This is a genomic window from Pseudorhodoplanes sp., assembly GCF_059499825.1.
The window spans coordinates 1-23,531 of the sequence record NZ_JCABZI010000011.1 but is presented as its reverse complement, the minus strand read 5'-3'; the positions used below and the strand labels follow the sequence as shown (position 1 = coordinate 23,531).

Genomic DNA, 23,531 nt, shown 5'->3' with positions numbered 1-23,531 from the left:
GCCAATTCGATCCTCTGCGTCATCCGAGTTTCTGGCGCCGGGACCCTTGGCACCGGCATGCTGGCGCCTTGCGACAGCGCTGTCAGAATCGCCTAGGCTCATGCGTCCGCCGGCATGCGGTGGTGCTGTTCTTGCAGGGCTTGGGGAGAGGACTGGCGGTCCAGTTCCCTTGACAGTCCTCGGAGCGAACGCCACCTAATGCAGGCGAACGGATCGCGTACGAAGACAACAGTTCCATTCCGGGCAGGGTTCGTAGCGCCCTCGTGCATGGCCCAAGTGCTGAACCTCGCCATGCTCCCTCCCGGCCTCCCTCGGCACTCCGGACGGTTGCGCATGATGCGGGCCCACCGGAGGGGCACAAGAATAAGGAATGACGGCCAATGACAACCGCCAACAAGCCACGTCCCCCCCTGGTCGCGGGTGAAACCAAGGCTTACCCGGTTCTGCCGCTGCGCGACATCGTGGTGTTTCCGCACATGATCGTTCCGCTATTCGTCGGCCGTGAAAAGTCGATCAAGGCGCTGGAAGAGGTGATGCGTTCGGACACCTTCATCCTGCTGGCCACCCAGAAGAACGCCTCCGACGACGATCCGGCGACCGCCGACATCTTCGAGATCGGGACGCTCGCGAGCGTGCTGCAATTGCTGAAGCTGCCCGACGGCACCGTGAAGGTGCTGGTCGAGGGCGCACAGCGTGCCAAGGTTCTGAAATATACCGACCGCTCCGAATATTTCGAGGCGGATGCGGTCGTGCTCGAAGATTACCTCGGCGAGCATGTCGAAGCCGAGGCGATGGCGCGTTCGGTGGTCAACGAATTCGAAAACTACGTCAAGCTGAACAAGAAGGTCTCGCCGGAAGTGGTGGGCGTGGTTCAGCAGATCGACGATCATGCCAAGCTCGCCGACACCATCGGTTCGCATCTGCAGGTGAAGATTGCCGACAAGCAGGCGCTGCTGGAAACGGCAAGCGTGCCGCAGCGGCTGGAAAAGGTGCTCGGCCTGATGGAGAGCGAAATCTCCGTCCTGCAGGTCGAGAAGCGGATCCGTACCCGCGTGAAGCGTCAGATGGAGAAGACGCAGCGCGAGTATTATCTCAACGAGCAGATGAAGGCGATCCAGAAGGAGCTGGGCGACGAGGACGGCAAGGACGAGCTGGCCGAACTCGAAGACAAGATCAAGAAGACCAAGCTCTCCAAGGAAGCCCGCGAGAAGGCGCAGCACGAACTCAAGAAGCTCCGGCAGATGTCACCGATGTCCGCCGAGGCAACCGTCGTGCGTAACTATCTCGACTGGATGCTGTCGATCCCGTGGCAGAAGAAGACCAAGGTCAAGAAGGACCTCAAGGCTGCGCAGGATATCCTCGATGCGGATCACTATGGCCTGGAGAAGGTCAAGGATCGCATCGTCGAATATCTCGCCGTGCAGCAGCGAGCCAACAAGCTGACCGGTCCGATCCTGTGCCTGGTCGGCCCTCCGGGCGTCGGCAAGACCTCGCTTGGCAAGTCGATTGCGAAGGCAACGGGTCGCGAATTCGTTCGCGTTTCGCTCGGCGGCGTGCGTGACGAAGCCGAGATCCGCGGTCACCGGCGGACCTATATCGGTTCGATGCCCGGAAAGATCATCCAGTCGATGCGCAAGGCGAAGTCGTCGAATCCGCTATTCCTGCTGGACGAGATCGACAAGATGGGCGCGGATTTCCGCGGCGATCCGTCGTCGGCTTTGCTCGAGGTGCTGGATCCGGAGCAGAACGCCACGTTCAACGACCATTACCTGGAGGTCGATTACGACCTGTCCGGTGTGATGTTCGTGACCACGGCGAATACGCTCAACATTCCGCCGCCGCTGATGGACCGCATGGAGATCATCCGGATCGCCGGTTACACCGAGGACGAAAAGCTGCAGATTTCGCGTCGGCATCTGATCCCGCACGCGATCTCCAAGCACGGCCTCACCGACGCCGAATGGTCGATCGACGACGAGGCTCTGCTCACCGTCATCCGCCGCTACACGCGGGAGGCGGGCGTGCGTAACCTCGAGCGCGAGCTGTCGACGCTGATCCGGAAGGCCGTCAAGGAGCTGACGCTTTCGAAGAAGAAGTCGGTTGCCGTCACCGCCAAGGAGCTCGGCGACTATCTCGGCGTGCCGAAATACCGGTATGGCGAGGTGGAGGACCAGGACCAGATCGGTGTCGTTACCGGTCTTGCCTGGACCGATGTCGGCGGCGAACTCTTGACCATTGAGGGCACGCAAATGCCCGGCAAGGGCAAGATGACCGTCACCGGCAATCTGCGTGACGTCATGAAGGAGTCGATTTCGGCGGCGGCATCCTATGTCCGCTCCCGTTCGATCGCCTTCGGCATCGAGCCGCCGCTGTTCGACCGGCGCGACATCCACGTGCACGTGCCGGAAGGTGCGACGCCGAAGGATGGTCCGTCCGCAGGCGTCGCCATGGTCACGGCGATCGTCTCTGTGATGACCGGCATTCCGGTTCGCCGCGACGTTGCGATGACCGGTGAGATCACGCTGCGCGGCCGCGTGCTGCCGATCGGTGGACTGAAAGAGAAGCTGCTTGCCGCCTTGCGCGGCGGCATCAAGACGGTGCTGATCCCCGAGGAGAATGCCAAGGACCTCGCGGACATCCAGGAGAATGTGAAGAGTGGGCTTGAGATCATCCCGGTCTCCCGCATGGATGAGGTTCTGACGCACGCTCTCGTGCGCAAGCCCGAGCCGATCCAGTGGGAAGAGCCGGCGGTGAAGCCCGCTGCCGACAAGGCCGCCGACGAGGATGGTTCGGCGCTGACCGCGCACTGACGCGCCAAAAACAACGACAAGCGGCGGCCCCTGCTTTTTGCCGGGGCCGCCGTTTGATTTTCGGCAGGGTCGGGCGTATGTGAGCCCGCATCCGGAATCGCGGGCGCGCAATCTTGCGCCGGCGCTTTTTCCTGTCGGGCGGTTAGCTCAGCTGGTAGAGCATCTCGTTTACACCGAGAGGGTCGGCGGTTCGATCCCGTCACCGCCCACCAATCTCCCTAAAGACAACACCCCATCAGTCCTTTCGGTCGGGCCAGATTGCACCCTTTGGTCGCATGAAAGTTGTATTGCAACCTATGAGGTTAGTTGGTAGCGTATGACCGATCCTGGTTGTGGGGGTGGTCATGACGGTTACGGTGCAGACGGATATTCTGGCGTCGCTCCAGACGCTTCACGGCGACGTTCAGCGGCGCTTCGCGGAGCTGGATCGCTATCGCGCGTTGCAGGCCATCGAGCGAACGATCGCTGATTTTCCCGATCTCAATGACGTCACCCATTCGCTGGGTGACATTCGCGATCGCGTTCAGGTGCAACTCGACGGCACGCCGGAGTTCCGGGCGTTGCGAAGCATCGAGCGCATGCTTCCGGAATTGTCCGACGTCCTGGTGTTGCTGAATGGGACGTCGAACAGCGACGGGATTTTGGATCCTGGTGAAGCGACCTTGGCATCTGAAAGTCCCGTTCCGGAAAGCGTCTTGATTGCCGAAGCGGTCGTTGTGGCGCAGGACGCGTTGCCTGCCGGCGATCTCGACGCTGCAACGCAATCTCCGTCCGAAACGGTCGCAGTCGACATCGAAACCGTAGCGACGGCAGCGGAGCTGGAGCAGCCCCAGGAATTGGCACATACGGACGGCGATCCCGCTCACGGCACGACCGTGGACCGAACTGCGTTCGCCACGACGGACGATCGCCATCCGCCGGGACCCGAGATCGATGCGCGCGGATCCGAGCCCGTGCACGTTCCTTCTCTCGCCGACAGTGTCGCGCAACTGATGGCTCAGGCCGCCATGCCGCCTCACGATCCGCACGCGCGATCGGATTGGGGCGCAGGGACAGACGCGCCGGAACGGCCGCAATCTCCCGCGGAGAGGGCGGCCTGACCGGACGAGGTAGACGCGACAACGCCATGGCTGGGAGCAGGCAATGAACACGTATCAGTCGCCATATATCGACGGACAGGTCGTCGATGCGGGGAGTGCAACCGGCCGCAGCGACGAACCGCTGCCGGTGCCGCAAGCCGACACCAAGATCGAGGGGTGTACGAAGTCGGCGTCCGACTGCCTGCACAAGACCACCAAGCTGGCGCGTGAATTCAATCACGGCACGGTATCGGCGGCTCACCTGATCCTGGCGATGACGCTGATTCCCAATGCGAGCCGTCAGTTCGAATTGCGCAAGATGGACATCGACCGCGCCTTCCGGGCGGCGATGCAGGCGCTGATGGAGATCGAGCGGGGCAGTCCGTCCAAGAGCGGACTTCCCGGTCTCTCCGAGGAATTCAACGTCATCGTAACGCTGGCTCAGGAGCTTGCGCAGAACCGTGACAACCAGGAAGTCTCGGTCGACGACCTGCTGACGGCGCTGGACCGCCTGCCGGAGGATTCCTCTGCGGCGCAACTGATCCGCGGCGAACGGAAGAACGGCGTCGGCGCCGTGGATGTGCAGCAGGCGCTCGATCGCATGTCGCTCGCGATCAATCAGCAATTTCATGACATCCGCCACCAGATCGACGCTTTGAGATTCAGCCCGCCGGACGAGGACATCGCGCGGCTGAAGAATTACCTGCAGCAACGCGACGGCGTGCTGGAGCAGGCGATCGACAGGGGCTTTTCCGATATCGCCGCGCGGCTCGCGGTGACTGCGCCGGCATCCGCCGAACCTTCCGCGCAACCGAGCGCTGTGCGGCCTGACGGTCCGGGGGACGAAACGCTGTGGGACAGGATATTCGGTCGGAAAACGCCAGACGTTTCGGCCGCTCCGGTCGATGGATCGCCTGCGCAGCAACGGTGGGGAATGTAGCGCATCCGTGCGGGAATCTTCGCGCAAACCGCTCCGTCAACGGAAGCGGATGGCCTGAACGAAGCTTTCCTCGGGTTGCGTGATAATCGCCGGAAAGGGCGGCATGGGTTGCGCGCGCGAGATCATGGACAGCGCCTCGTCGTCCACCGCCGAGGAGCCGGACGACCGCACGATGCGGCTCGCCACGACCTTCCCGCTGCGATTGACCGTAAAACTGACGACCGCAGTCCCGCGTCCCTTGGCTGGCCGCTTGAAGCGCTGCAGATGTGCGCTGAGGGTGCTGGCATAGCTTGCCATGGCGTTGCGGGCGGCGGTGGTGCCGGCGCGCGGCGCCACCGGTTTGTCTGCGCGCTTGTCCGCCTTCGGGTTCGACGTCGGCTGCTTCACCGACTGGACCTGCTGCTGCACCGGCGCTTCGACCGGTTCCGGCGGCTTGGGCTGCGGCACCTCCTGCTTCTCGACCACCTCTTCCTTCTTGGGCGGAAGCACGAGATCGGGTTCAGGCGAGGGCACCGGCGGCAATTCGATCACCGGTTCGTCGGCCGCCTGCTCTTTGACCTCAGGCTGCATCGCCGCCTGTGAATCGAAGGTCTCCGGCCCCGGTGCAAGATCGGACTCTGTTTCCGGTGCGGCGGCTTCCGGCGCGAAATCGATCATCAGCGCCGGGACGTCTGCACCTGTTATGCCCTCGTCCGGTTTGACATACATGAATGCTGCGGCGATCGCCGCATGCGCGACCACGACGAACGCAACCGCAGCGACCCAGCGGCCCAGATGCAGCTCGTCATCCCGATCGACACCTGCGATCCAGGCGATCGCATTCATCTCGGCGTGCTTCCCGAATCCGCCGCTTGCAGGCCGACGAGGCCGATCTTCAGATAGCCCGACGAGCGCAGCGTATTCATCACCTCCATCACGTCGCCGTAGCTGACGGCCCGGTCGGCCCGCACGAAGATGCGCTCGTCGCGATTGCCTTTGGTTGCGACATCGAGCGCCGCAGGAAGACTGGCGCGCGCAACCATGTCCTCGCCGATCGCCAGCGACAGGTCGGACTTGATCGACAGGAACACCGGCTTGTCGGGCCGGCGCGTCTGCTCGGCGGTGGAGCTCGGCAATTCGACCGGAATGTCGACGGTCGCGAGCGGCGCCGCCACCATGAAAATGATCAGCAGCACCAGAATGACGTCGATGAAAGGCGTGACGTTGATCTCGTGGTTTTCGACGTCCTCGTCGTCCTTGCTGAAATGTACCGCCATGACGCTACTCCGCCGCCTGCCGCAACGTGACGCCGCCGCGATCGAGATCGCGCGAGGCGAGGCGCAACACATTGGCCGAGGCATTGCCGAGGATCAGGCGGTAGCCGCCGATCGACCGCGTGAACATGTTGTAGATCACGACCGCCGGGATCGCGGCGACCAGGCCCATGGCGGTTGCGAGCAGGGCCTCGGCGATGCCGGGGGCGACCACCGCAAGGCTGGTCGAATGCGCTTTCGAGATGCCGATGAAGCTGTTCATGATTCCCCAGACCGTTCCGAACAGGCCGACGAACGGGGAGGTCGCGCCGATGGTCGCGAGCACGCCCATGCCGTTGCTGATGCGGCGGCTCGCGGTGGCTTCCACGCGTTCGAGTTGCCAGACGATGCGTTCCTTGACGCCGTCCTTCGGCAGCATGTGGGACAATTCGACCTCATGCGCCGCTGCGCGCACCAGTCGCGCCACCGGATCCTTTTCTTTCGCGAACTTGCGCTCCGCGTCGTCCAGCGACTTCGCGTGTTCGAGCCAGCGGTTCTTGCTGCGCGCGCGGCGTTTCTCGAAACGCAATTCCAGGCTTTTTGCGAACCACACCGTCCAGGTCACGATCGATGCGATGACGAGCCCGATCATCACCGATTTCACCACGATGTCGGCGTCGAGAAACATCTGCCAGGGCGTCAGATCGTGCGGCAGCATATGCGCGGGGATCGTGCCGGGAGACGGCGACGCGGTTGCGGGTCCGGCCGGAGTCACGTCCGGGGCGGCGTTTGCGGGTGCAGCCGGCGCCGGCACTTGGGACGCGGGGGCTTGCGCCGCCGGTCCGGGCGCCGCAGGCGTGGTCGGCGGAGCGGATGGGGAGGCCGGCGCTGTTGTCGTTGCAGGCAATTTCGTTTGCGGCGCGGGTTGCGCCAGCGCCACACCCTGCGGAGCAAACAGGACCAACGACAGCGCCGCCGCCGCCAGCGATCGGAAATGCAAATTCATATCGTATCCTTCGCGCGGCATTGCCGGACGCTGATGGTGGAGCGGCGCAGTCGCATCGCCGCAAGCGATCATGTGTTCAATCGCAAATCAGAAACAGAAATCAACAACGATAGTTTTTATCCGTTCCAACCACGGTTCCGGATGGCGCGCAGACGCCGCTAAAGCACTGTCATTCGAGGTGGTGTGACCCGTGCAGCCTGAACGTCTTGCCGGTAAAAAAATTCGGCAATCGGGCCCCATAACAATGGTGGTGTGTGCGGTCACTCCCACCGGTCATTCGGACAATGGCCCAAAGCTTTGATGTGTTCTAACCAGGCGCCGCAAGCCCGCTTTGGTTCGGCAGCGCTCGCGAATAAAAAAAATGCGCATTGGCGAAGGCCAATGCGCATTTCGAAAGAGCAGCCCGTCCGTGGACGGGGAATGACCTCAGACGGCTTCCTTGAGCTCCTTGGCGGCGCGGAACGCGACCTTCTTCGACGCCTTGATCTGGATCGCCTCGCCGGTCGCCGGATTGCGGCCCATGCGCGCGGCGCGCTTGCGAACCTGCAGGATGCCGAGGCCGCCGATGCGGATGCGATCGCCCTTCTTCAGGTGCTTGGTGATGGCGGTAACCAGGTCGCCCAGCATCGCCTCGCTCTGCTTCTTGGACAACTGATGATCCTCGGCCAACTGAGCCGCGAGGTGCTTCAGGGTAACGGTCGGAGCGGTCGCCGGCTTCTTGTCAGCCATGGGTGGCCTCCTCTTGATCGGGCGCGGAAACGAAAAACTGCTGATTGTGGCGTTTAGACGATTCGGGACTCACCGGAAACGCCTTGTTTATAAGGCTCCAGAGCATTTTTAGGCGGGCGATGCAACGAGAAAAGCCCGTCCCGCAAGGGTTTCCTGCATTTTGGAACCGGCGCGGGGCTTCCGAAAGGGCTGCGGCCCCACGGCGCCAATCCTAACTATCTGATATTTCTGGATAAACCGACAAGACGCGGACACGTCAGGGACGTCCCGCTCCTCGCATGAGGCCGGACGCGCCGTGGCATCACAACGCTGTGTTGCGCCAGTCGCTGGGCGACTGGCCCACGGTTTTCTTGAACGCCCGGCTGAAGGCGGCTTCGGATTCGTAGCCGACGTCCTGGGCGATGGCGGCGATCTTGGCATTGCGCTCCGCGAGCCGCCGGGCCGCGATCTGCATCCGCCATCGGGTCAGATACTGAATCGGTGGACAGCCGATGAGGTGGGAGAACCGCTCCGACAGTGCGGAGCGTGACGCGCCGGCTTCGCTCGCCAGTTCGTCAAGAGTCCATCCATGGGCCGGCCGCGCATGCAGCAACGCCAAGGTGCGGCCGACGAGCGGATCGCGCAAACCCGCCAGCCAGCCGGCATTGTCGTTCGCCAGTTGGTCCATGTGCATGCGAACGACTTCGACGAACATCAGCTCGGAAAGTTTGTTCAGCACGCTCTGGCTGCCGGGGCGCCGGTTGTCGCTCTCGAGAGTGGCATAGCGGATGAACTGGTCGAGAAGACCGCCGCTGTCCGAAGACATCGCTCGCGTCAGCCGCATGAAACGCGGCAGCGCATTGATAAGCGGGTTGAACGGGCGAATATCGCAGCTGAAGAAACCGCAGATCAGATGTGTATCGACGTCGCCTTCGCTCCCGGTTCGCAACATGAACGGCAATGCGGAGCTGTCATCGGGGCGACGATAGATATCCATCGTCGGCCGAGCGCGCATTCCGGCAGTGCTTGACAAAGCGTGCGGGTCGCCATGCGGCATCACCGCGATGTCGCCTTCCTGCAATTGCACCGGTTCGAACGAGCCGCCGTCGACAAGGGATATCCAGCAGGAGCCGCGCGTGACCACGTGATACTCGATGGCGTGTTGCGCGCCGGGCATCACCTCATTGGCGATCGTTGCAGCCGGCGGTGCTTCGGCAACCCAGGGCGGTCTGGCGCTGACGTCGAAGAAGACCGAACCGGTCAGGCGCACCGCCGAGAGCACATCCGACAATACGTCCGTACCCATGACATCCTCGTTCGCGCAACGGCTCGTGCCGGGTGAGGAGGGAAGACGTACCTGTATCTTCCTCGAGCGATAGCAAGTCTGGACGATCGATCAACAAGCGTGGCAGCGCGATCATTTGGTCCGCGCCGGCAGCGATCTATTTGTCTCCCGCATAAGCGAAGCGATCAGCGACTGTCGTTATCGCGGGACAAGCAATTGTAACAAATTCTGAGGAAACCGACCATGACCACCATCATCGAATGCCCGCCTACGGGCGTCACCAGGCCCGGCCCAGACCTCGGTGCCGTCAAGAAGAAGCAGCAGACGGCCTGGTCCTCCGGCGACTATGCGGTCGTGGGGACCACGCTGCAGATCGTCGGCGAGCAACTGGCCGAGGCGATGGACTTGCGATCCGGCCAGACAGTACTCGACGTTGCTGCCGGCAACGGCAATGTCACTCTGGCGGCTGCGCGCCGCTGGTGTGACGTGACGTCGACCGATTATGTCGATACGCTGCTGGATCGCGGTCGCGAGCGGGCAAAGGCCGAGAGACTTTCGGTCAGGTTCAGACAGGCGGATGCCGAGTCCTTGCCGTTTCCCGATGGAGAATTCGACGCGGTCGTCTCAACCTTCGGCGTGATGTTCACGGCGGACCAGGATCGCGCTGCTGCCGAATTGCTGCGTGTGTGCAGACCGGGCGGAAAGATCGGTCTCGCCAATTGGACTCCGGCCGGATTCGTCGGACAGATGTTCAAGGTGATCGGCAAGCATTTGCCGCCGCCGGCCGGCGTCAAGTCGGCGGCGCTGTGGGGCACATCGGAGCGGCTTGAAGAAATGTTCGGCAAGGCTGCGCGCTCGATCGTCATCGAGACGCGCAACTTCAATTTTCGCTATCGCTCGCCGGAGCATTTCGTCGAGATTTTCCGCGAGTATTACGGGCCGATGCTCAAGGCGTTCGAGGCGATCGATGATGCGGGACGCGCGGCGCTTGCGCAGGACATCGTCGACCTCATCGGGCGCATGAACACGTCCGGCGATGGCACTATGGTGGTGCCGAGTGAATATCTGGAAGTCGTCATCACCCGCCGCTGAGGTTGCGGCGATCAGGGAATGTTGCGAGCGCCCGTCCGGGCGATCAGATCCCGGGCGGGCCTTCGGGCGAGTTAGCGAGCATGGTCAATGCGCGGAACTGTTCGAAGCGCGGAGTTCGTCGGGAAGGGAACCCGGGTTCTTGGATTCGCCCAGAGCGGGCGGGCTCGAGGCGTCGGAGCGCCTGCAAACCGGACATGGCCTGAAAAAGGGCCAGGTCCGAAAATCAGAAAAGTCAAGGAACTGAGCCACATACGTGGCGGGAGCGACGGGGCTCGAACCCGCGACCTCCGGCGTGACAGGCCGGCACTCTAACCAACTGAGCTACGCCCCCGGGTTGGCAGTGCGGCGGACTTAAATCTCGGTCTCGCCCAAGTCAAGCGTGGCCGAGCGGGTTTTGCCGCTGCCCCCCGAAAAAGCAGGCCGCGGGGGCCGTTGGCCAAGGTGTTCCCGCGACCGGCTCTGTTAGATCCCGCTCAGCCGGTAGGCGCTGCCATAGCGGCCGAAATCGTGGCTGGTCACGCCATGGCGGACGCAGCCCTGAAACTGCGCCGGAGGCGCCACCACGGTGACCTTCACCACCGCGCTTTCGCCGGGCTTGACCAGACCGGCATGGACGGCGGCCGGTGCCAGGGCGGAATCGCCAGTATAGACATCGGTGCCCCAGAGCGGGCCCTCGGTCTCGCCCTTGACCCGGAAATAATAGGTGGCGCCGACGCTGCTGCCGAGTTCGAGCAAGTGTGGCGGCGCATCGGCGGCGAGATAGCCCTTGTCGAGCAACTGCCGCACCTGCCGCTTCGACAATTGCCCGCGCCGGTCGAAATAGGCGACCAGTTCCTGCACCACCTTCATGGCCTGCTCCCGTCCATTGCGATGACCCGCCCGTAGGGCGGACTGAATGCGGCCGCGCGCGGCAGCACCCACAAAACGTCGTAGGGCACGGGCTCGGCCGGAAAGGCGATTTCGCCATCGGTGACGACGACGGCGGCGCGGACCAGAGGATCGTCTGCCAGCATCATCATGGCGGGGGACAGATCGCTGCCGCCGAAGCCGTGCACCGCATAGGTCGACAGGTCGTCCGGCGACACGGTCTCGTCGCTGGTGACGGCTGCGTCGCATTGCACGATGCGCACCTGATCGACACCGGCGCCGTCGCAGAAGTCCGCGATCGCGCCAAGCGCGAGCGGTATCTCATCCGTCATTGAGCCCGAGGTATCGAGCACGACATTGAGCATCCATGAGGTGCGCTTTCGGCCCGGCAGGACGATGTCGGATCGCTCGCCGCCGCGGCGTGAAGGGCGAGAGAAAGTCCGCTCGCCCGCCGACGACGACTCGATCCAGCGCTGCAGCGCCTGTTGCCAGGCCGGCCGCAAGCGGCCGCGCAGCGCCGACACCTGCGCGCTCATTCCCGAACCTGCGGATCCGCGTCCCTGCCGCGACATCGCGGCGGCAATCGCCAGCCCGCGCGCAATCGCCTCGTCAACCCTGGCCTTGGATTGCGCCTGGTCCTGCGCTTCGGCGGGAAACATCTCGCGCTCGGTCTGGTCGGCGAGCACGTCGCCGGCAGTCTCGCCGTTCGCGGCGCCGCCCTGACCCTGTCCCATGATCTGGCGAACAGAGGCGTCCTTGCCTTCCCAGACCTGGCTGCGCGAGCGCATCAGGTCGGCGTTGCGGCGCATCTCGATCACGATGTCCTCGGCCGAGCGCTGGCGCGCACCCGGCATGTCGAGGCCGCCGGCCGGGATGGTCGCGGAGCCGAGTTCCGTCCGCAGGATGTCGTTGATGATGTAGTCATGGGCGTAGTTGAACTCGAGCCGGCCGGAGCCGCGGGCACGGTCATGGGTGCGAAGCGCGAGATGAAGCAGTTCGTGGGCCAGCACAAAGACGAGCTCGTTGTCCTTGAGTCTGGCTGTGAATCCGGGATTGGCCACCAGCCGGCCGGAAGCGAAGATGCCCATGGTCGGCACCCGCCAGTCGAGATTGACGCGCACCGCCGCAGCCAATCCTGCCAGATGTGGCAGCGGCACCGTGACCATGCGCAGGCCGTTCTCGATCCGCTTCAATGTGGCGCGATCGGCGTTTCTGTCGGATGTTGCGGCGGCAGCGGTCATTGCTTTGTCACCGTGCGCAGCACCGCGAGCATCGCCTTGTCGGCGCCAAGCGCGCCCCATTGCTCGACCAGGTCGGTCAGCAGCATCAACTGGCTCTCGGTCGGCAGGCTGCGCAGGAAGCGCGCGACTGCGCGCGGCTTCACCGCGCCGAGCCGCCCGGCGGCGACATTCTGGCGGATCGAATTCAGGATGAACCAGCGCGCGGTCTCGCCCTTCGGCAGGTTTTCCGGCCGCTCGATATAGGCCTCGACCGGCGCCATGGTGCCGACGGCTTCTTCCGCCAGGGCGCAGAACACCGCGGCATCCTCGGAGGACAGGCGGCCGAAGGCGAGCGCACGTCGGGTGTCGCGGTTGAGGATGCCGGATTGCTCTGCCATGTCCAGCGCCTGCGATAGAAGTGCCCAGGCGCGCGGCGTCGAGAATGGCTGCGGGTCCTGCGGTACCTCGCGCATCAGCGCATCCGGCATGAACGAGATGTAGCTGCGGATATCGGCGCGGATGCCGCTCCGGCGCGCCCAGTCCTGCCATTCGTCGGCATCGACCCGCAGATTGAGGATGGTGACGCGGTTGACCAGCGCAGAACTCATCGCCCGCACCAGCGCGCGGTCGGTCTGCCGGTTGCCGGCGGCCACCACCCAGGTGCCGGCGGGCAGGGCGTGCTCGCCCAGACGCCGCTCCAGCAGCAGGGAGTAGAACGCCTTCTGCACGTCGGGCGCACAAGCCGGCAATTCGTCCAGAAACAGGCAGAAGGTCTGCGCGATCTCCGGCAGAAGAAGCCGCGGCGGGCAGAAGACCGAGCGCTCGCCGACGATTTTCGGCACGCCGCTGACGTCTTCCGGCGCAATCTGGGTGCCGAGCAATGATCGGCAGGGCAGGCCGGCTTCGGCCGCCGCCTGGTAGACCATCTCGGACTTGCCGACACCGGGAGGCGACAGCAGCAGGAAGCTCTGTTCGTGCGCCATGCACTGAACCAGCTTCTTGGCCTGCTTGAGGGTGATGGATTGGTTAAGGGCGCTTGCGCCTGCGTCCATTGGACGGCTCCTGGGTGAAGAACGAACGGCGTTCCCTCACCAGGAACAGCTTCAATCTAGGCGCATCGGCGGAGTCGCGCCAGCGGCGTTGCGGACTTTTTTTCGTACGCCTGCGGCAGTGACGACGCTTGTCATGACAGTTTCGTTACAGAATTATGACAAATTGAGGCGTTCGCTAGGTTTGAGCGCGGGTTGCAGCAGTCATGTCGATGTCCGGTATGTCCTTCCTTTCGCGGAGCTTTTCGGCGCTGCAGCGTACGTTATGCGGGCCGTGGCCGTCGATCTTAGCGACCGGTGCGCTGCACCTGTTCGCACTGATCCGGATTGGCCAGACCGAAATCGGGTCGTTCGGGCAAGGCTTGGCGCTTCTGACCTGGATATTGCTGAACTGCGTCTTGCTGTTGCTGCTGCGGCGGGCTGTTCTCGCGGCCGCGATCTCTCTCGGTCTGATCGAATTGCTGATCCTGGTCTCGCAGTTCAAGTTCAAGATCACCTGGATGACGGCGACCTTCCTCGACGTTCTGGTGATCGACCCCGACAGCCTGACGTTTCTGCTGTCGGTGATGCCCGGACTGCGCCTTGTTTCGATCGTAGCGGCTTTGCTCGGTGTTGTTCTGCTGGTCGTGCTGTGGAAGCTCGACCGGACCAGGATTCCGCGACTGCTCTCGGCGTTTGCGGCCGCCGCATCGCTCGCCGCCATCATTGGTCTGTCGAACGCGGTCCCCGAACAGCCGCATGAACCGTTCCAGGGCGTCAATCATGTCTCGAATTTTGCGCGCTCGACGGTGGTTTCGCTCTCGGAATTGAGCAACAGCGGCTGGCTTGATGTCGATCGCGCCGTGGCAAGCCGGGTCAAAGCTCTGCCAGCGGATGACGAATGCACGCCCGGGGGAAAGCGTCCGCACATCATTATGGTGCTCGACGAATCGAGCTTCGATATCAGGAGCGCGCCGGGCGTGAAGGTGCCCGCAGACTACGGCCGGCATTTCGCATCGGCCGACGGCAAGTCGCGTACGCTGATCACGGAGGCCGCCGGCGGACCGACCTGGTACACGGAATACAACGTGCTCACGGGGCTCTCGACCCGCTCATTCGGCCGCATGAGCTTTTACGTCACGCGGCTGGCCGCCGGCCGCATCAAGCGTGGGCTGCCGCAAGCGCTTCGCCGCTGCGGCTACAAGACCTTCACGCTCTACCCTGCCTACGGTGCCTTCCTGAGCGCACGCCGCTTCCAGAAGAGCGCCGGCATCGATCGCCTGATCGACGCGCGGGAGATGGGGGCGGGCGACGTCGAACCTGACTCGTTCTATTTCGACAAGGCCGTGCGGCTGATTGGGAAGGAGCGCGGCAACGATCCGCTGTTCCTGTTCGTCTACACCGCCGCCAATCATTTCCCCTGGGATACGCGTTACCGTCCCGAACTCACGCCGGGCTGGAAGCCGCTCAATGCCGATGCCGAGACCGACGAATATGTCCGGCGCCAGAGCATCAGCGCACGCGACTATGCCGCTTTCGTTGCCAAACTGAAGCGCGATTACCCGGACGAGGCCTTCCTGATCGTTCGGTTCGGCGATCATCCGCCAGCCATCGCACCGCGCTTGCTCGAACCCGCAATGTCGGATGAGCAGATTGCCAACGGCATCATGGCGCGCGACCAGCGCTTTTTCAGTGCCTATTACGCGATCGATGCCATCAACTTCACGCCGGTCGACCTGTCGTCGGCGCGCGACGCGCTCGATGCGCCGTATCTGCCGCTGGTGGTCCAGGAGGCGGCCGGGCTGCCACTGGACTCAACCTTTGCCGAGCAGAAGCGGATTCTGGAGCGCTGCGAGGGGATGTTTTATCCCTGTAAGGATGGCGCCGAGGCGCGGCGCTTCAACCGGCTGCTGGTGGATTCAGGCGTGATCACGGGATTCTGACCTCTACTTCTTCTCCGCCGCTTCCGCGCTTTTTACCACGCCGCCGGCGACTTCGGTCAGGGTCGGGCGCGGCAAAGCCGAGAACGGCAGTGGCCGCGTCACCTCGATCGCAGCAATGCCGAGCCGCGCGGTCAGAAGCCCGTTCAGCACGCCTTCGCCCAGGCGGGCCGACAGCTTGGCCGCAAGGCCATGTCCGATCACCTGCTGGATCAGGCTGTCGCCGGCCGCCATGCCGCCGGTGATGGTGAGATGGGTGATGACATGACGCAGCAGCCTGAACATCCCGAGCGTGCCGGGTCGCCCGCCATAGAGCAGCGCCAGCTTGCGCGCGAGCCCAAGCGTCGTGATCAGCACGAAGAAGATGTCGATCGCCGCGCGCGGTGATACGGCGGTCACGATCGAGACACGCTTGGCTGCGTTGCTGACGAGCTGACGCGCCTCGCGGTCAAGCGGCGCCATCAATTCGCGCTCGGCAAGGCGGATCAGGTCGGCGCCGTCGATGATCTCGGAGAAATGCGCCTGCAGCTTCGCCCGGCTGCGCGCCAGATGCGGCAGCTGGCTTTCGATAGCGAGCAGGTCGCGGAGGATGGCCTGACCGTCCGCACGGTTGTCGGTGGCAAGCGTTTCCGCCGCCCGCTCGCGGATGTGATCGATTTTTGCCAGCCGCGACAGCCCGGCAAACTCGCGCCAGGCGATGGCAAGCAGCGCCAGCAGCGCCAGACCTGCGAGGGCAAGGGCAAACCATCCAAGCGCCTCGAAGCGCGCGAACAGATCCTCGATCAGCTTCGTCACCGCAAGTCCGATTCCGAGCGAAATCAGACCGGTGAGCGCACCTAACAGGATCTTGCGCCAGGGAAAGCGGCGTCGCGGCGCCGTCGCCGATGCGACCGCCGGCAGGTGCGCGTCGGCGGCATCGGCCTCACGCAGGATCTCGACCAGCGGATCGTCCTTGGCCGCCGTGACCACCACGTTCGGATCGTCGGGCGAAAAGATTGCGGGCCGTCGCGGACGGGCGGTCATTTCAGACGGTCTCCGATCAGAAATTCGAGCGCCCGATCGAGACGGATATGGGGCAGGGCGGGCACGCCTGCATCGGTTCGCTCCAGGAGAGGCGGGCGAAAACGCAGGAAGCGATAATCGGCGTCGTCCGACGACACGTTGGACAATCCGCGAAACCGGGTTTCGGCTTCGAAGATCGCATCGGGATCGTTCGGCAGATCGCCCGGATAGATCACAATCTCCGAATTGCCGTCGAAGACGCGGCCACCGGCGCGCTCGCCGGCAAGCGGCGTCCCCATGATCGCATGCAGCGAGCCATGCGGTCCGCCGACATGTGCTTCACCGGTCGCGCGCACCGAGGCCATCGCAATCGCGTCGATGCGGGCGCCGGAATAATCCGCGCGTTTCGTCGCCTCGGTCACCAGCCGTTCGAGAATGCGCTCCAGCCGGTCATGCGAGGTGTGGTGCAGGAGATCAGCCTTGGTGGCGGCGAACAATATGCGGTCGATCCGTGGCGCGAACAACGCGGAGAGGATCGAGTTGCGCCCGACATTGAAGCTGTCGAGGATCGCAGCCAGCGCGCGTTCCAGATCGTTGATGGCGTCGGGGCCGGCATTCAGCGCGGTGAGAGTGTCGACCAGCACGATCTGACGGTCCAGCCGCGCGATATGCTCGCGATAGAACGGACGCACGATCGCGTCCTTGTAGGATTCGTAGCGCCGCCGCATCATCGCCCACAGCGAGCCGGACGGCGGCGATCCCTCCAGCCGGTCCAGCGGTGCGAAGGTCAGCGCCGGCGAGTCTGCGAGTTCACCCGGCATCAGGAAGCGGCCCGGCGGCAGCAAGCTGAGGGCGAAGCGCTCGTCGCGGCAATCGCGCAGATATTTGGTGAAATGTTTCGCCGCGGACTGCGCGACGGGCTCCTCGGCATGTGCCTTCGGATCGAGCGAGGCGAGATCGGCGTGCCAAGCGGCGGCAAGATGGGCGCGATCGCCCTGCCGCGACAGCCGGATGGTTTCGGCCGACCATTCCTCGTAGCTTTGCGTGAGCAGCGCCAGGTCCAGCAGCCATTCTCCGGGATAGTCGACGATGTCGAGGGTGAGCGCGCGCATCGCGCCGTTGCGCGACTGATAGTCGATGATGAGGCGCAGTTCGCTGATCTGCTTGGTCGATTCCGGCCAGTGTCGCTCTTTCAGCAATTGCTCGAGATGCGCCTCATACGCAAAGCGGGGGACGGTATCGTCAGGTTGCGGCGACAGCCGCGCACGGGCGATCCGTCCCGAGGCCATCGACTCGAAGACCGGGAAGCGGCCGCCGCGCAAGAGGCCATGCACCAGCGCGGTAATGAAAACCGTCTTGCCGGCGCGCGACAGCCCGGTCACGCCGAGACGCACGGTCGGCTCGAACAGGCTGTGGCCGTATTCGAAGAGCGCCTGGGAGGTCAGGCGCGCCTGCTCGATAATGTCCGAAAAAACGTTCGCCATCCTGCGCGCCGCCGCCATCGTCCCGCACAGTGGCGCGGGATCACGGCCGGCTAGAGATAGGGCGGCCGGGGCGCGATGCTAGCTGCCCCGTCGTTCGGCCTGCCAAACGCCCGAGCATTCGCCCTTGGAGGAGGTCCAGCGTCCCGTGCCCCCATCGCGGCTCAGCCGCCCGGTCCCGCTGGCGCTCTGGTCTCCGCGCACGACGCTCACGCGCGCGGCGCCGTTACCCGCTACGCTACCGGAAATCCTGAAGCTTGAACCGGCAGGGTCCGCATGGCCGACGCGCCCGCCCTTGATGCGAACAGCGTAGCGATAGCCGCGGTCGCAGGTGCCTTTCTCGGTAATGATGAGAACGCTCCACAAGCCGTCAAAGCCGCCACTGGCCTTCTTCGCCTTGGCTGCGGCCGAGGCCTCCGGGATGGCCGCGAGAGCCAGCAGTCCCGCGAGCGCCAATCGTGCAAGCATCATGTGTTACCCCTTGGGCAGCCGCGTTATCGGGCCACCTTCTCCGGCTGAATGGAATAGTCATTGGGTTGACGCAGGAATGGGTCGGGACCAGCGCCCCTGGCATATCCGACGTCGTACAGGGCCTTCATGTAATCCGGATCGAACGGCCCGCGTGCGGGCGCGTTGAAATCCTGGTTTACATAAGCAACATAAAAACCGATGCCACTGCGCAATGCGGTCGCATAGGCGCGGTCGATCGCATTGCGGGTCACGAACTTGATGGCGGCGCTCACGGTCCGTCCGAGAATGCTGAGCGTCGTGCGCTCGGTCAGCTGGAAGTCCGGATCAAGCTTCATGTTGGCGATAATGTAGAAGTCTGTCGCCGGCAGCTTTGCGGTCGACGTGCTGACAAGCATGGAATCGGGCGCGATATAGAATTGTCCGGCGAGCCCGCCATCGACATGCATCTCCGCGAACGGGCGGCCGTTGGCTTCCACATCGATGAAGGTGGGCGGGAATGCGCCGGGAATACTGATCGCGGCGATCATCACCTTGCGCACCAGATCGAGCGCCTGCTTGTCACCGCGCGTCGCGATCGCACCGATATCCCATGCCACCGGCCGGCCGGCGTCAAGATTGGTGGTGAGGATGAACAGACGCCGCCCGCGCGCATGCTCGGCGGCGATGTCCTTGAGCAGCTCGGGCGTGACCCGCTTTTCGATCAGCTTGTGCAACGGCCAAGTATCGAGGAAGCTCTCACCCTTGCCGCCGACCTCGAAAATATCGATCGCGCTGATCGTGGTATAGGCGTCGCGCAGCTGATCGTCGTAACGCGATCCCAGAAATGCAAAGGGCGCGATCAGCGCGCCCGTGCTCACGCCAGTCACCAGCGAGAATTCCGGACGGGTTCCGGCTTTTGACCATCCGCTCAGGAGGCCGGCGCCGAAGGCACCGTCCTCGCCTCCGGTGGACAGGATGAGCCACGGACCCGGCTTCGGCGGCAGCGCGCGCAGGTATTCGCGTTCCGAATCGGCCCAGAAGCGCGCCTCGGGCATATTGGCGACGGTCGCCGCTTTCTGGTCGGCCGCGGAGAAGGCGGTACGCGGTATCGGCCCATCCGAACCGGCGGCCGGCTTTGCGGGCTGGCTGGCTTTGCCCTTTTTAGTAGTTGCCTTCTTTTTGGACTGTGCCGAAAGCGCATAGCCATCCGCTACGCCGACGGACGGCAAAGCGATGGCAGACGGGATCGCGAACCACACCATACCCGCCGCCGCAGCGGCCGCGATCACGAAGCGAATCAGGTTTCCTGACGTCACGCGCATCCTTTAATCTTGTCGCAAGCGCCCAGGCGAAGCAATTCGGGCTGTGTCACACCGGCGGGCCTTTCATACACAACCCACGTGATTCGAATTTGACGAGAAGCTTTTCGTTCCCACGATTGTGACACCCGCGAAGATCCGACGCGCGATCGAGCGCCAGTGTGCATCGCGCGATGTCCGCCAGGTGGAACTGAAGGTCCCGACTCGGGGCCCCCGTAACTCTCCATGCTTCGGGGATGATTCGATTTTCAGACTGGTTGGACAAAGCTTTGTCTCTCCGGCGGCAATTTTGGGTCCGGAACCTGACGTTTCGGTCCTCAGTGCTAAGCGCGCGAGCAACCTTTTCCGCGCTCCGGCATCGCCCGCAATCGGCGATGCGGAGCTCCACCAAGGCTGCATTCCGGTGCGGGGAGGCTGAAAGCTAACCCGCGACGGGGCCTGCGAAATGCCGGGTGCCGCCTGCCGCGGGAGCGATTGCTAATCTCAGACTTTTCGGGCGCTTGCGGGGGCAAATGCGCTGCGCTAAGGCTGCCGCAACTTCCTTCTTGGAACGAATCTGGGCTGGGGTTTTGGAGGGCAATCCGTCGGTTCGCCGACAGATGCCCGGGGACGGCGTTTTGGCCGGGCGGATCGGCCTCGCAGCCCTGTGAGGAGACAGATGAGCGACCTGCTGCAGGCCTATCTCCCGCTCGTGGTATTCATTGCGGTTGCGCTGGGCATCGGGCTCGCCCTGCTGGTCGCGCCGTTCCTCGTCGCCTACCGCAACCCGGATCCGGAAAAGCTCTCGGCCTACGAATGCGGATTCAATGCCTTCGACGACGCGCGCATGAAATTCGACGTGCGGTTTTATCTGGTTGCCATTCTTTTCATTATTTTCGACCTCGAAGTCGCCTTCCTGTTCCCCTGGGCGGTGACGTTCGGCGAACTCGGAGTATTCGGCTTCTGGTCGATGATGGTTTTCCTTGGCGTTCTGACCATCGGCTTTATTTACGAATGGAAGAAGGGGGCGCTCGAATGGGACTAGCGAGCTGCACATGAGCGCTGTCGTATCACCCGCGCCCAAAGGGATTCTCGATCCGCGCACCGGCAAGCCGATCGGCGCGGACGACCAGTTCTTTACCGGCCTCAATGCGGAACTGGCCGACAAGGGCTTCCTTGTCACCACCGCCGACGATCTGGTCACCTGGGCGCGCACCGGCTCGCTGATGTGGATGACCTTCGGCCTTGCCTGCTGCGCGGTCGAAATGATGCAGATGTCGATGCCGCGCTATGACGCCGAGCGCTTCGGCTTCGCGCCACGGGCCTCGCCGCGCCAGTCCGATGTGATGATCGTCGCCGGAACCCTGACCAACAAGATGGCGCCCGCGCTCCGCAAGGTCTACGACCAGATGCCGGAACCGCGCTACGTCATTTCGATGGGAAGCTGCGCCAATGGCGGCGGCTATTACCATTATTCGTATTCCGTGGTGCGCGGCTGCGACCGCATCGTGCCGGTGGACATCTATGTTCCGGGCTGCCCGCCCACGGCCGAGGCGCTGCTCTATGGCGTGATGCTGCTGCAAAAGAAGATCCGCCGGGTCGGAACCATCGAGCGCTGAAATGAGCGAGAAGCTGCAGGCCATCGGCGAGGCGATCAGCACCGGGCTTCCGGGTGCCGTCATCGGCTACGAGATCGCGGTCGGCGAACTGAATGTCCGCGCGAACGCCGCCGACATCCTGTCGGTGGTGCGCTTCCTGCGCGACGATCCGAACCTGCAATTCTGGAATTTCATCGACGCAACCGCGGTCGACTTCCCGCAGCGGGAGCAGCGCTTCGACGTGGTCTACCACTTCCTGTCGCCCAAGCAGAATGCGCGCGTGCGGGTGAAAGTCGCGACCGACGAAGTGACCCCGGTGCCGTCGATCATTTCCGAGTTTCCGGGCGCCGACTGGTTCGAGCGCGAGGCTTACGATCTCTATGGCGTGCTGTTCACCGGCCATCCCGACATGCGCCGCATCCTCACCGATTATGGCTTCGAGGGCCATCCGCTGCGCAAGGACTTCCCGCTGACCGGCTTTGTCGAAGTGCGCTACGACGATGCCCAGAAGCGCGTCGTCAACGAACCGGTGCGGCTCAATCAGGAATTCCGCAATTTCGATTTTCTGTCGCCATGGGAAGGCACGGATTATCGTCTGCCCGGTGACGAGAAGGCCGGCGCCCAGGGCAACAAGCTGACCGGCGAGCCGGACAAGAAGGTGTCCTCATGAAGGATACGCTCAAGCCCGGACTCAAACACACTCTGACTTTCACCATCACCGACCGGCAGACGGTGCCGGAATTCTATCCGGATTCGCCGATGTTCCGCGCCATGCCGCGGGTGTTCGCGACCGGCTACATGGTCGGGTTGTTCGAATGGTGCTGCACCGAGATGCTCAACATGCATCTCGATGCGGGCGAGGGTTCGCTCGGCGTGCACGTCGATTTCAGCCATCTGGCCGCGACTCCGCCCGGCATGACCGTGACGGTCGAATGCGAGTGCACCGGCGTGGACGGCAAGACGGTCAGTTTCTTCGTGCGCGGCCATGACGGCGTGGATGTGATCGGCGAAGGCCGGCACCAGCGCGCCCTGGTCAACTATGACAAGTTCAATGCGCGTGTCGCCGACAAGGCGCTGAAGGCGAGGGCGGCGTAATGGCATCGGCGCAGCAACTGTCCGGCGGGTGTCTCTGCAAGGCGGTGCGCTTTACCGCGACCCCGGCCGATAACGAGGTCGGGACGTGTCACTGCAGCATGTGCCGGCGCTGGACGGCAGGTCCGTTCATGGTGCGCGACTGCGGCACCTCGCTGAAGGTCGAGGACAAGGCAAATCTGGGCGCCTATCGCTCATCGGAATGGGCGGAGCGCGGCTTCTGCAAGTCGTGCGGAACGCCGCTCTATTACCGTCTGATCGACAGGGATTCGTATTTCGTGTCGGCCGAAGCGTTCGACGACGTGACGGATATCTCGTTCACGACGCAGATCTTCATCGACGAGAAGCCGGCCTATTACGACTTCGCCAACAAGACGCACAACATGACCGGTGCGGAAGTGTTCGCGCAGTTTGCGCCGGGCGGCGACGAGGCCAAGGGATAACAAGATGGCCGAGACTTCCGGCGAACGTAATTTCACCATCAACTTCGGACCGCAGCATCCGGCCGCGCACGGTGTGCTGCGCCTCGTGCTGGAGCTCGACGGCGAGATCGTCGAGCGTGTCGATCCGCATATTGGTCTACTGCATCGCGGCACCGAGAAGCTGATCGAGCAGAAGACCTATCTACAGGCGATTCCGTATTTCGACCGGCTCGACTATGTCGCGCCGATGAACCAGGAGCATGCGTTCTGCCTCGCCGCGGAAAAGTTGCTCGGTCTTGAGGTCCCGCGTCGTGGCCAGCTTATCCGCGTGCTGTATTGCGAGATCGGCCGGATCCTGTCGCACCTTCTAAATGTCACCACCCAAGCCATGGACGTCGGTGCGCTCACTCCGCCGCTCTGGGGGTTCGAGCCGCGCGAACAATTGATGGTGTTCTACGAGCGCGCCTCCGGCTCGCGCATGCACGCGGCCTATTTCCGGGTCGGCGGCGTGCATCAGGACCTGCCGCAGAAGCTGATCGACGACATCGAGGCCTGGTGCGATCCGTTCCTGAAGACGGTCGACGACATCGACTCGCTGCTCACCGGCAACCGCATCTTCAAGCAGCGCAACGTCGATATCGGCGTGGTGTCGCTCGACGACGCGTGGAAATGGGGCTTCTCAGGCGTGATGGTGCGTGGCTCGGGCGCGGTCTGGGACCTGCGGAAGAACCAGCCCTATGAGTGCTATGCCGAGATGGATTTCGATATTCCGATCGGCAAGAACGGCGATTGCTATGACCGCTATCTGATCCGCATGGAAGAGATGCGCCAGTCCGTGCGCATCATGAAGCAATGTATCGCGCTCCTGAATGCGCCCGAAGGCAAGGGGCGGGTCTCGGCCGACGATCAGAAGGTGGTGCCGCCCAAGCGCGGCGAGATGAAGCGCTCGATGGAAGCGCTGATCCATCACTTCAAGCTCTA

Annotated in this window: 24 protein-coding genes and 2 tRNA genes; 13 read left to right on the top strand and 13 right to left on the bottom strand. The window is 63.6% G+C overall.

The genetic code is table 11. The features are described from left to right. The first annotated feature begins 380 nt into the window (after positions 1-380). The 4 genes from lon to AC5I5I_RS16155 all read left to right on the top strand — a co-directional run bounded on the left by lon (position 381) and on the right by AC5I5I_RS16155 (position 4,829). Positions 381-2,810, top strand: coding sequence for an endopeptidase La (gene lon, locus AC5I5I_RS16170; RefSeq protein WP_495974847.1), 2,430 nt, complete (start codon positions 381-383; stop codon positions 2,808-2,810). 136 nt (positions 2,811-2,946) lie between these two features. Beyond that, positions 2,947-3,022, top strand: a tRNA-Val gene (locus AC5I5I_RS16165). Between the two features lie 228 nt (positions 3,023-3,250). Then, positions 3,251-3,910, top strand: a complete 660-nt coding sequence (locus tag AC5I5I_RS16160) for a hypothetical protein (RefSeq protein ID WP_495974845.1) — start codon at positions 3,251-3,253, stop codon at positions 3,908-3,910. Between the two features lie 43 nt (positions 3,911-3,953). Then, positions 3,954-4,829, top strand: a complete 876-nt coding sequence (locus tag AC5I5I_RS16155) for a Clp protease N-terminal domain-containing protein (RefSeq protein ID WP_495974843.1) — start codon at positions 3,954-3,956, stop codon at positions 4,827-4,829. 36 nt (positions 4,830-4,865) lie between these two features. On the opposite strand, the gene AC5I5I_RS16150 is transcribed toward AC5I5I_RS16155, so the two are convergent. The 5 genes from AC5I5I_RS16150 to AC5I5I_RS16130 all read right to left on the bottom strand — a co-directional run bounded on the left by AC5I5I_RS16150 (position 4,866) and on the right by AC5I5I_RS16130 (position 9,045). Beyond that, on the bottom strand, positions 4,866-5,654 hold the full coding sequence (locus AC5I5I_RS16150) for a TonB family protein (protein WP_495974841.1): 789 nt from the start codon (positions 5,652-5,654) through the stop codon (positions 4,866-4,868). Next, a complete protein-coding gene (gene exbD, locus AC5I5I_RS16145; RefSeq protein WP_495974839.1) occupies positions 5,651-6,085 on the bottom strand; it encodes a TonB system transport protein ExbD in 435 nt (144 codons plus the stop codon). The genes AC5I5I_RS16150 and exbD overlap by 4 nt, the downstream gene beginning before the upstream one ends. Positions 6,086-6,089: 4 nt before the next feature. Continuing rightward, positions 6,090-7,067, bottom strand: coding sequence for a tonB-system energizer ExbB (gene exbB, locus AC5I5I_RS16140; RefSeq protein ID WP_495974837.1), 978 nt, complete (start codon positions 7,065-7,067; stop codon positions 6,090-6,092). A 426-nt stretch (positions 7,068-7,493) separates the two neighbouring features. Continuing rightward, on the bottom strand, positions 7,494-7,796 hold the full coding sequence (locus tag AC5I5I_RS16135) for an HU family DNA-binding protein (protein WP_495974835.1): 303 nt from the start codon (positions 7,794-7,796) through the stop codon (positions 7,494-7,496). A 301-nt stretch (positions 7,797-8,097) separates the two neighbouring features. Continuing rightward, positions 8,098-9,045, bottom strand: a complete 948-nt coding sequence (locus AC5I5I_RS16130) for an AraC family transcriptional regulator (RefSeq protein WP_495975323.1) — start codon at positions 9,043-9,045, stop codon at positions 8,098-8,100. On the opposite strand from AC5I5I_RS16130, the gene AC5I5I_RS16125 reads away from it, so the two are divergent. Then, positions 8,960-9,154, top strand: a complete 195-nt coding sequence (locus tag AC5I5I_RS16125; RefSeq protein WP_495975334.1) for a hypothetical protein — start codon at positions 8,960-8,962, stop codon at positions 9,152-9,154. The genes AC5I5I_RS16130 and AC5I5I_RS16125 overlap by 86 nt on opposite strands. Positions 9,155-9,303: 149 nt before the next feature. After that, complete coding sequence (locus AC5I5I_RS16120; RefSeq protein ID WP_495974833.1) at positions 9,304-10,152, top strand: class I SAM-dependent methyltransferase; 849 nt, start codon at positions 9,304-9,306, stop codon at positions 10,150-10,152. Between the two features lie 254 nt (positions 10,153-10,406). Here the strand turns inward: AC5I5I_RS16120 and AC5I5I_RS16115 are convergent. The 4 genes from AC5I5I_RS16115 to AC5I5I_RS16100 all read right to left on the bottom strand — a co-directional run bounded on the left by AC5I5I_RS16115 (position 10,407) and on the right by AC5I5I_RS16100 (position 13,291). Further along, positions 10,407-10,483 (bottom strand) — tRNA-Asp (locus AC5I5I_RS16115). Positions 10,484-10,614: 131 nt separating this feature from the next. Continuing rightward, entirely contained in the window at positions 10,615-11,001 is a 387-nt protein-coding gene (locus AC5I5I_RS16110) for an LCCL domain-containing protein (RefSeq protein WP_495974831.1), read from the bottom strand. After that, positions 10,998-12,260 carry a vWA domain-containing protein gene (locus AC5I5I_RS16105; protein ID WP_495871788.1) on the bottom strand — a complete coding sequence of 421 codons (1,263 nt, stop codon included), beginning with the start codon at positions 12,258-12,260 and terminating at the stop codon, positions 10,998-11,000. Before AC5I5I_RS16105 ends, AC5I5I_RS16110 begins: the two co-directional genes overlap by 4 nt. Further along, a complete protein-coding gene (locus AC5I5I_RS16100; protein ID WP_495871789.1) occupies positions 12,257-13,291 on the bottom strand; it encodes an AAA family ATPase in 1,035 nt (344 codons plus the stop codon). Before AC5I5I_RS16100 ends, AC5I5I_RS16105 begins: the two co-directional genes overlap by 4 nt. Positions 13,292-13,509: 218 nt before the next feature. Here AC5I5I_RS16100 and AC5I5I_RS16095 point away from each other — a divergent pair, with 218 nt between their 5' ends. Continuing rightward, positions 13,510-15,210 (top strand): sulfatase-like hydrolase/transferase, encoded by a 1,701-nt coding sequence (locus tag AC5I5I_RS16095; protein WP_495974828.1) that lies wholly within the window; start codon positions 13,510-13,512, stop codon positions 15,208-15,210. 3 nt (positions 15,211-15,213) lie between these two features. Here the strand turns inward: AC5I5I_RS16095 and AC5I5I_RS16090 are convergent, their stop codons facing one another. The 4 genes from AC5I5I_RS16090 to AC5I5I_RS16075 all read right to left on the bottom strand — a co-directional run bounded on the left by AC5I5I_RS16090 (position 15,214) and on the right by AC5I5I_RS16075 (position 19,462). After that, positions 15,214-16,230, bottom strand: coding sequence for a YcjF family protein (locus tag AC5I5I_RS16090; protein WP_495974826.1), 1,017 nt, complete (start codon positions 16,228-16,230; stop codon positions 15,214-15,216). Continuing rightward, positions 16,227-17,693 (bottom strand): YcjX family GTP-binding protein, encoded by a 1,467-nt coding sequence (locus tag AC5I5I_RS16085; protein WP_495974824.1) that lies wholly within the window; start codon positions 17,691-17,693, stop codon positions 16,227-16,229. Before AC5I5I_RS16085 ends, AC5I5I_RS16090 begins: the two co-directional genes overlap by 4 nt. Positions 17,694-17,771: 78 nt before the next feature. Then, positions 17,772-18,158, bottom strand: a complete 387-nt coding sequence (locus tag AC5I5I_RS16080) for a hypothetical protein (RefSeq protein ID WP_495974822.1) — start codon at positions 18,156-18,158, stop codon at positions 17,772-17,774. A 26-nt stretch (positions 18,159-18,184) separates the two neighbouring features. Next, the gene (locus AC5I5I_RS16075) at positions 18,185-19,462 is read right to left on the bottom strand and encodes a patatin-like phospholipase family protein (RefSeq protein ID WP_495974820.1); all 1,278 of its coding nucleotides are present in this window, start codon (positions 19,460-19,462) and stop codon (positions 18,185-18,187) included. A 655-nt stretch (positions 19,463-20,117) separates the two neighbouring features. Between AC5I5I_RS16075 and AC5I5I_RS16070 the strand changes: the two genes are divergently transcribed. From AC5I5I_RS16070 to AC5I5I_RS16045, 6 genes are all read left to right on the top strand, one after another. Continuing rightward, the gene (locus AC5I5I_RS16070; RefSeq protein ID WP_495974818.1) at positions 20,118-20,483 is read left to right on the top strand and encodes an NADH-quinone oxidoreductase subunit A; all 366 of its coding nucleotides are present in this window, start codon (positions 20,118-20,120) and stop codon (positions 20,481-20,483) included. Positions 20,484-20,493: 10 nt separating this feature from the next. Continuing rightward, positions 20,494-21,057 (top strand): NuoB/complex I 20 kDa subunit family protein, encoded by a 564-nt coding sequence (locus AC5I5I_RS16065; protein ID WP_495974816.1) that lies wholly within the window; start codon positions 20,494-20,496, stop codon positions 21,055-21,057. A gap of 1 nt (position 21,058) precedes the next feature. Further along, positions 21,059-21,706 (top strand): NADH-quinone oxidoreductase subunit C, encoded by a 648-nt coding sequence (locus tag AC5I5I_RS16060; RefSeq protein ID WP_495974814.1) that lies wholly within the window; start codon positions 21,059-21,061, stop codon positions 21,704-21,706. After that, entirely contained in the window at positions 21,703-22,131 is a 429-nt protein-coding gene (locus AC5I5I_RS16055; RefSeq protein WP_495974812.1) for a thioesterase family protein, read from the top strand. Before AC5I5I_RS16060 ends, AC5I5I_RS16055 begins: the two co-directional genes overlap by 4 nt. Continuing rightward, a complete protein-coding gene (locus tag AC5I5I_RS16050) occupies positions 22,131-22,571 on the top strand; it encodes a GFA family protein (RefSeq protein WP_495974810.1) in 441 nt (146 codons plus the stop codon). The genes AC5I5I_RS16055 and AC5I5I_RS16050 overlap by 1 nt, the downstream gene beginning before the upstream one ends. Before the next feature lie 4 nt (positions 22,572-22,575). Further along, the coding region (locus AC5I5I_RS16045; protein WP_495974808.1) for an NADH-quinone oxidoreductase subunit D at positions 22,576-23,531 on the top strand (956 nt) is incomplete at its 3' end.

Coding starts and splice junctions, on each gene's coding strand:
- lon (WP_495974847.1), top strand. CDS start 381: ATGACAACCGCCAACAAGCCACGTCCCCCCCTGGTCGCGGGTGAAACC.
- AC5I5I_RS16155 (WP_495974843.1), top strand. CDS start 3,954: ATGAACACGTATCAGTCGCCATATATCGACGGACAGGTCGTCGATGCG.
- AC5I5I_RS16150 (WP_495974841.1), bottom strand. CDS start 5,654: ATGAATGCGATCGCCTGGATCGCAGGTGTCGATCGGGATGACGAGCTG.
- exbD (WP_495974839.1), bottom strand. CDS start 6,085: ATGGCGGTACATTTCAGCAAGGACGACGAGGACGTCGAAAACCACGAG.
- exbB (WP_495974837.1), bottom strand. CDS start 7,067: ATGAATTTGCATTTCCGATCGCTGGCGGCGGCGGCGCTGTCGTTGGTC.
- AC5I5I_RS16135 (WP_495974835.1), bottom strand. CDS start 7,796: ATGGCTGACAAGAAGCCGGCGACCGCTCCGACCGTTACCCTGAAGCAC.
- AC5I5I_RS16120 (WP_495974833.1), top strand. CDS start 9,304: ATGACCACCATCATCGAATGCCCGCCTACGGGCGTCACCAGGCCCGGC.
- AC5I5I_RS16110 (WP_495974831.1), bottom strand. CDS start 11,001: ATGAAGGTGGTGCAGGAACTGGTCGCCTATTTCGACCGGCGCGGGCAA.
- AC5I5I_RS16105 (WP_495871788.1), bottom strand. CDS start 12,260: ATGACCGCTGCCGCCGCAACATCCGACAGAAACGCCGATCGCGCCACA.
- AC5I5I_RS16100 (WP_495871789.1), bottom strand. CDS start 13,291: ATGGACGCAGGCGCAAGCGCCCTTAACCAATCCATCACCCTCAAGCAG.
- AC5I5I_RS16095 (WP_495974828.1), top strand. CDS start 13,510: ATGTCCTTCCTTTCGCGGAGCTTTTCGGCGCTGCAGCGTACGTTATGC.
- AC5I5I_RS16090 (WP_495974826.1), bottom strand. CDS start 16,230: ATGACCGCCCGTCCGCGACGGCCCGCAATCTTTTCGCCCGACGATCCG.
- AC5I5I_RS16085 (WP_495974824.1), bottom strand. CDS start 17,693: ATGGCGAACGTTTTTTCGGACATTATCGAGCAGGCGCGCCTGACCTCC.
- AC5I5I_RS16080 (WP_495974822.1), bottom strand. CDS start 18,158: ATGCTTGCACGATTGGCGCTCGCGGGACTGCTGGCTCTCGCGGCCATC.
- AC5I5I_RS16075 (WP_495974820.1), bottom strand. CDS start 19,462: ATGCGCGTGACGTCAGGAAACCTGATTCGCTTCGTGATCGCGGCCGCT.
- AC5I5I_RS16070 (WP_495974818.1), top strand. CDS start 20,118: ATGAGCGACCTGCTGCAGGCCTATCTCCCGCTCGTGGTATTCATTGCG.
- AC5I5I_RS16065 (WP_495974816.1), top strand. CDS start 20,494: ATGAGCGCTGTCGTATCACCCGCGCCCAAAGGGATTCTCGATCCGCGC.
- AC5I5I_RS16060 (WP_495974814.1), top strand. CDS start 21,059: ATGAGCGAGAAGCTGCAGGCCATCGGCGAGGCGATCAGCACCGGGCTT.
- AC5I5I_RS16055 (WP_495974812.1), top strand. CDS start 21,703: ATGAAGGATACGCTCAAGCCCGGACTCAAACACACTCTGACTTTCACC.
- AC5I5I_RS16050 (WP_495974810.1), top strand. CDS start 22,131: ATGGCATCGGCGCAGCAACTGTCCGGCGGGTGTCTCTGCAAGGCGGTG.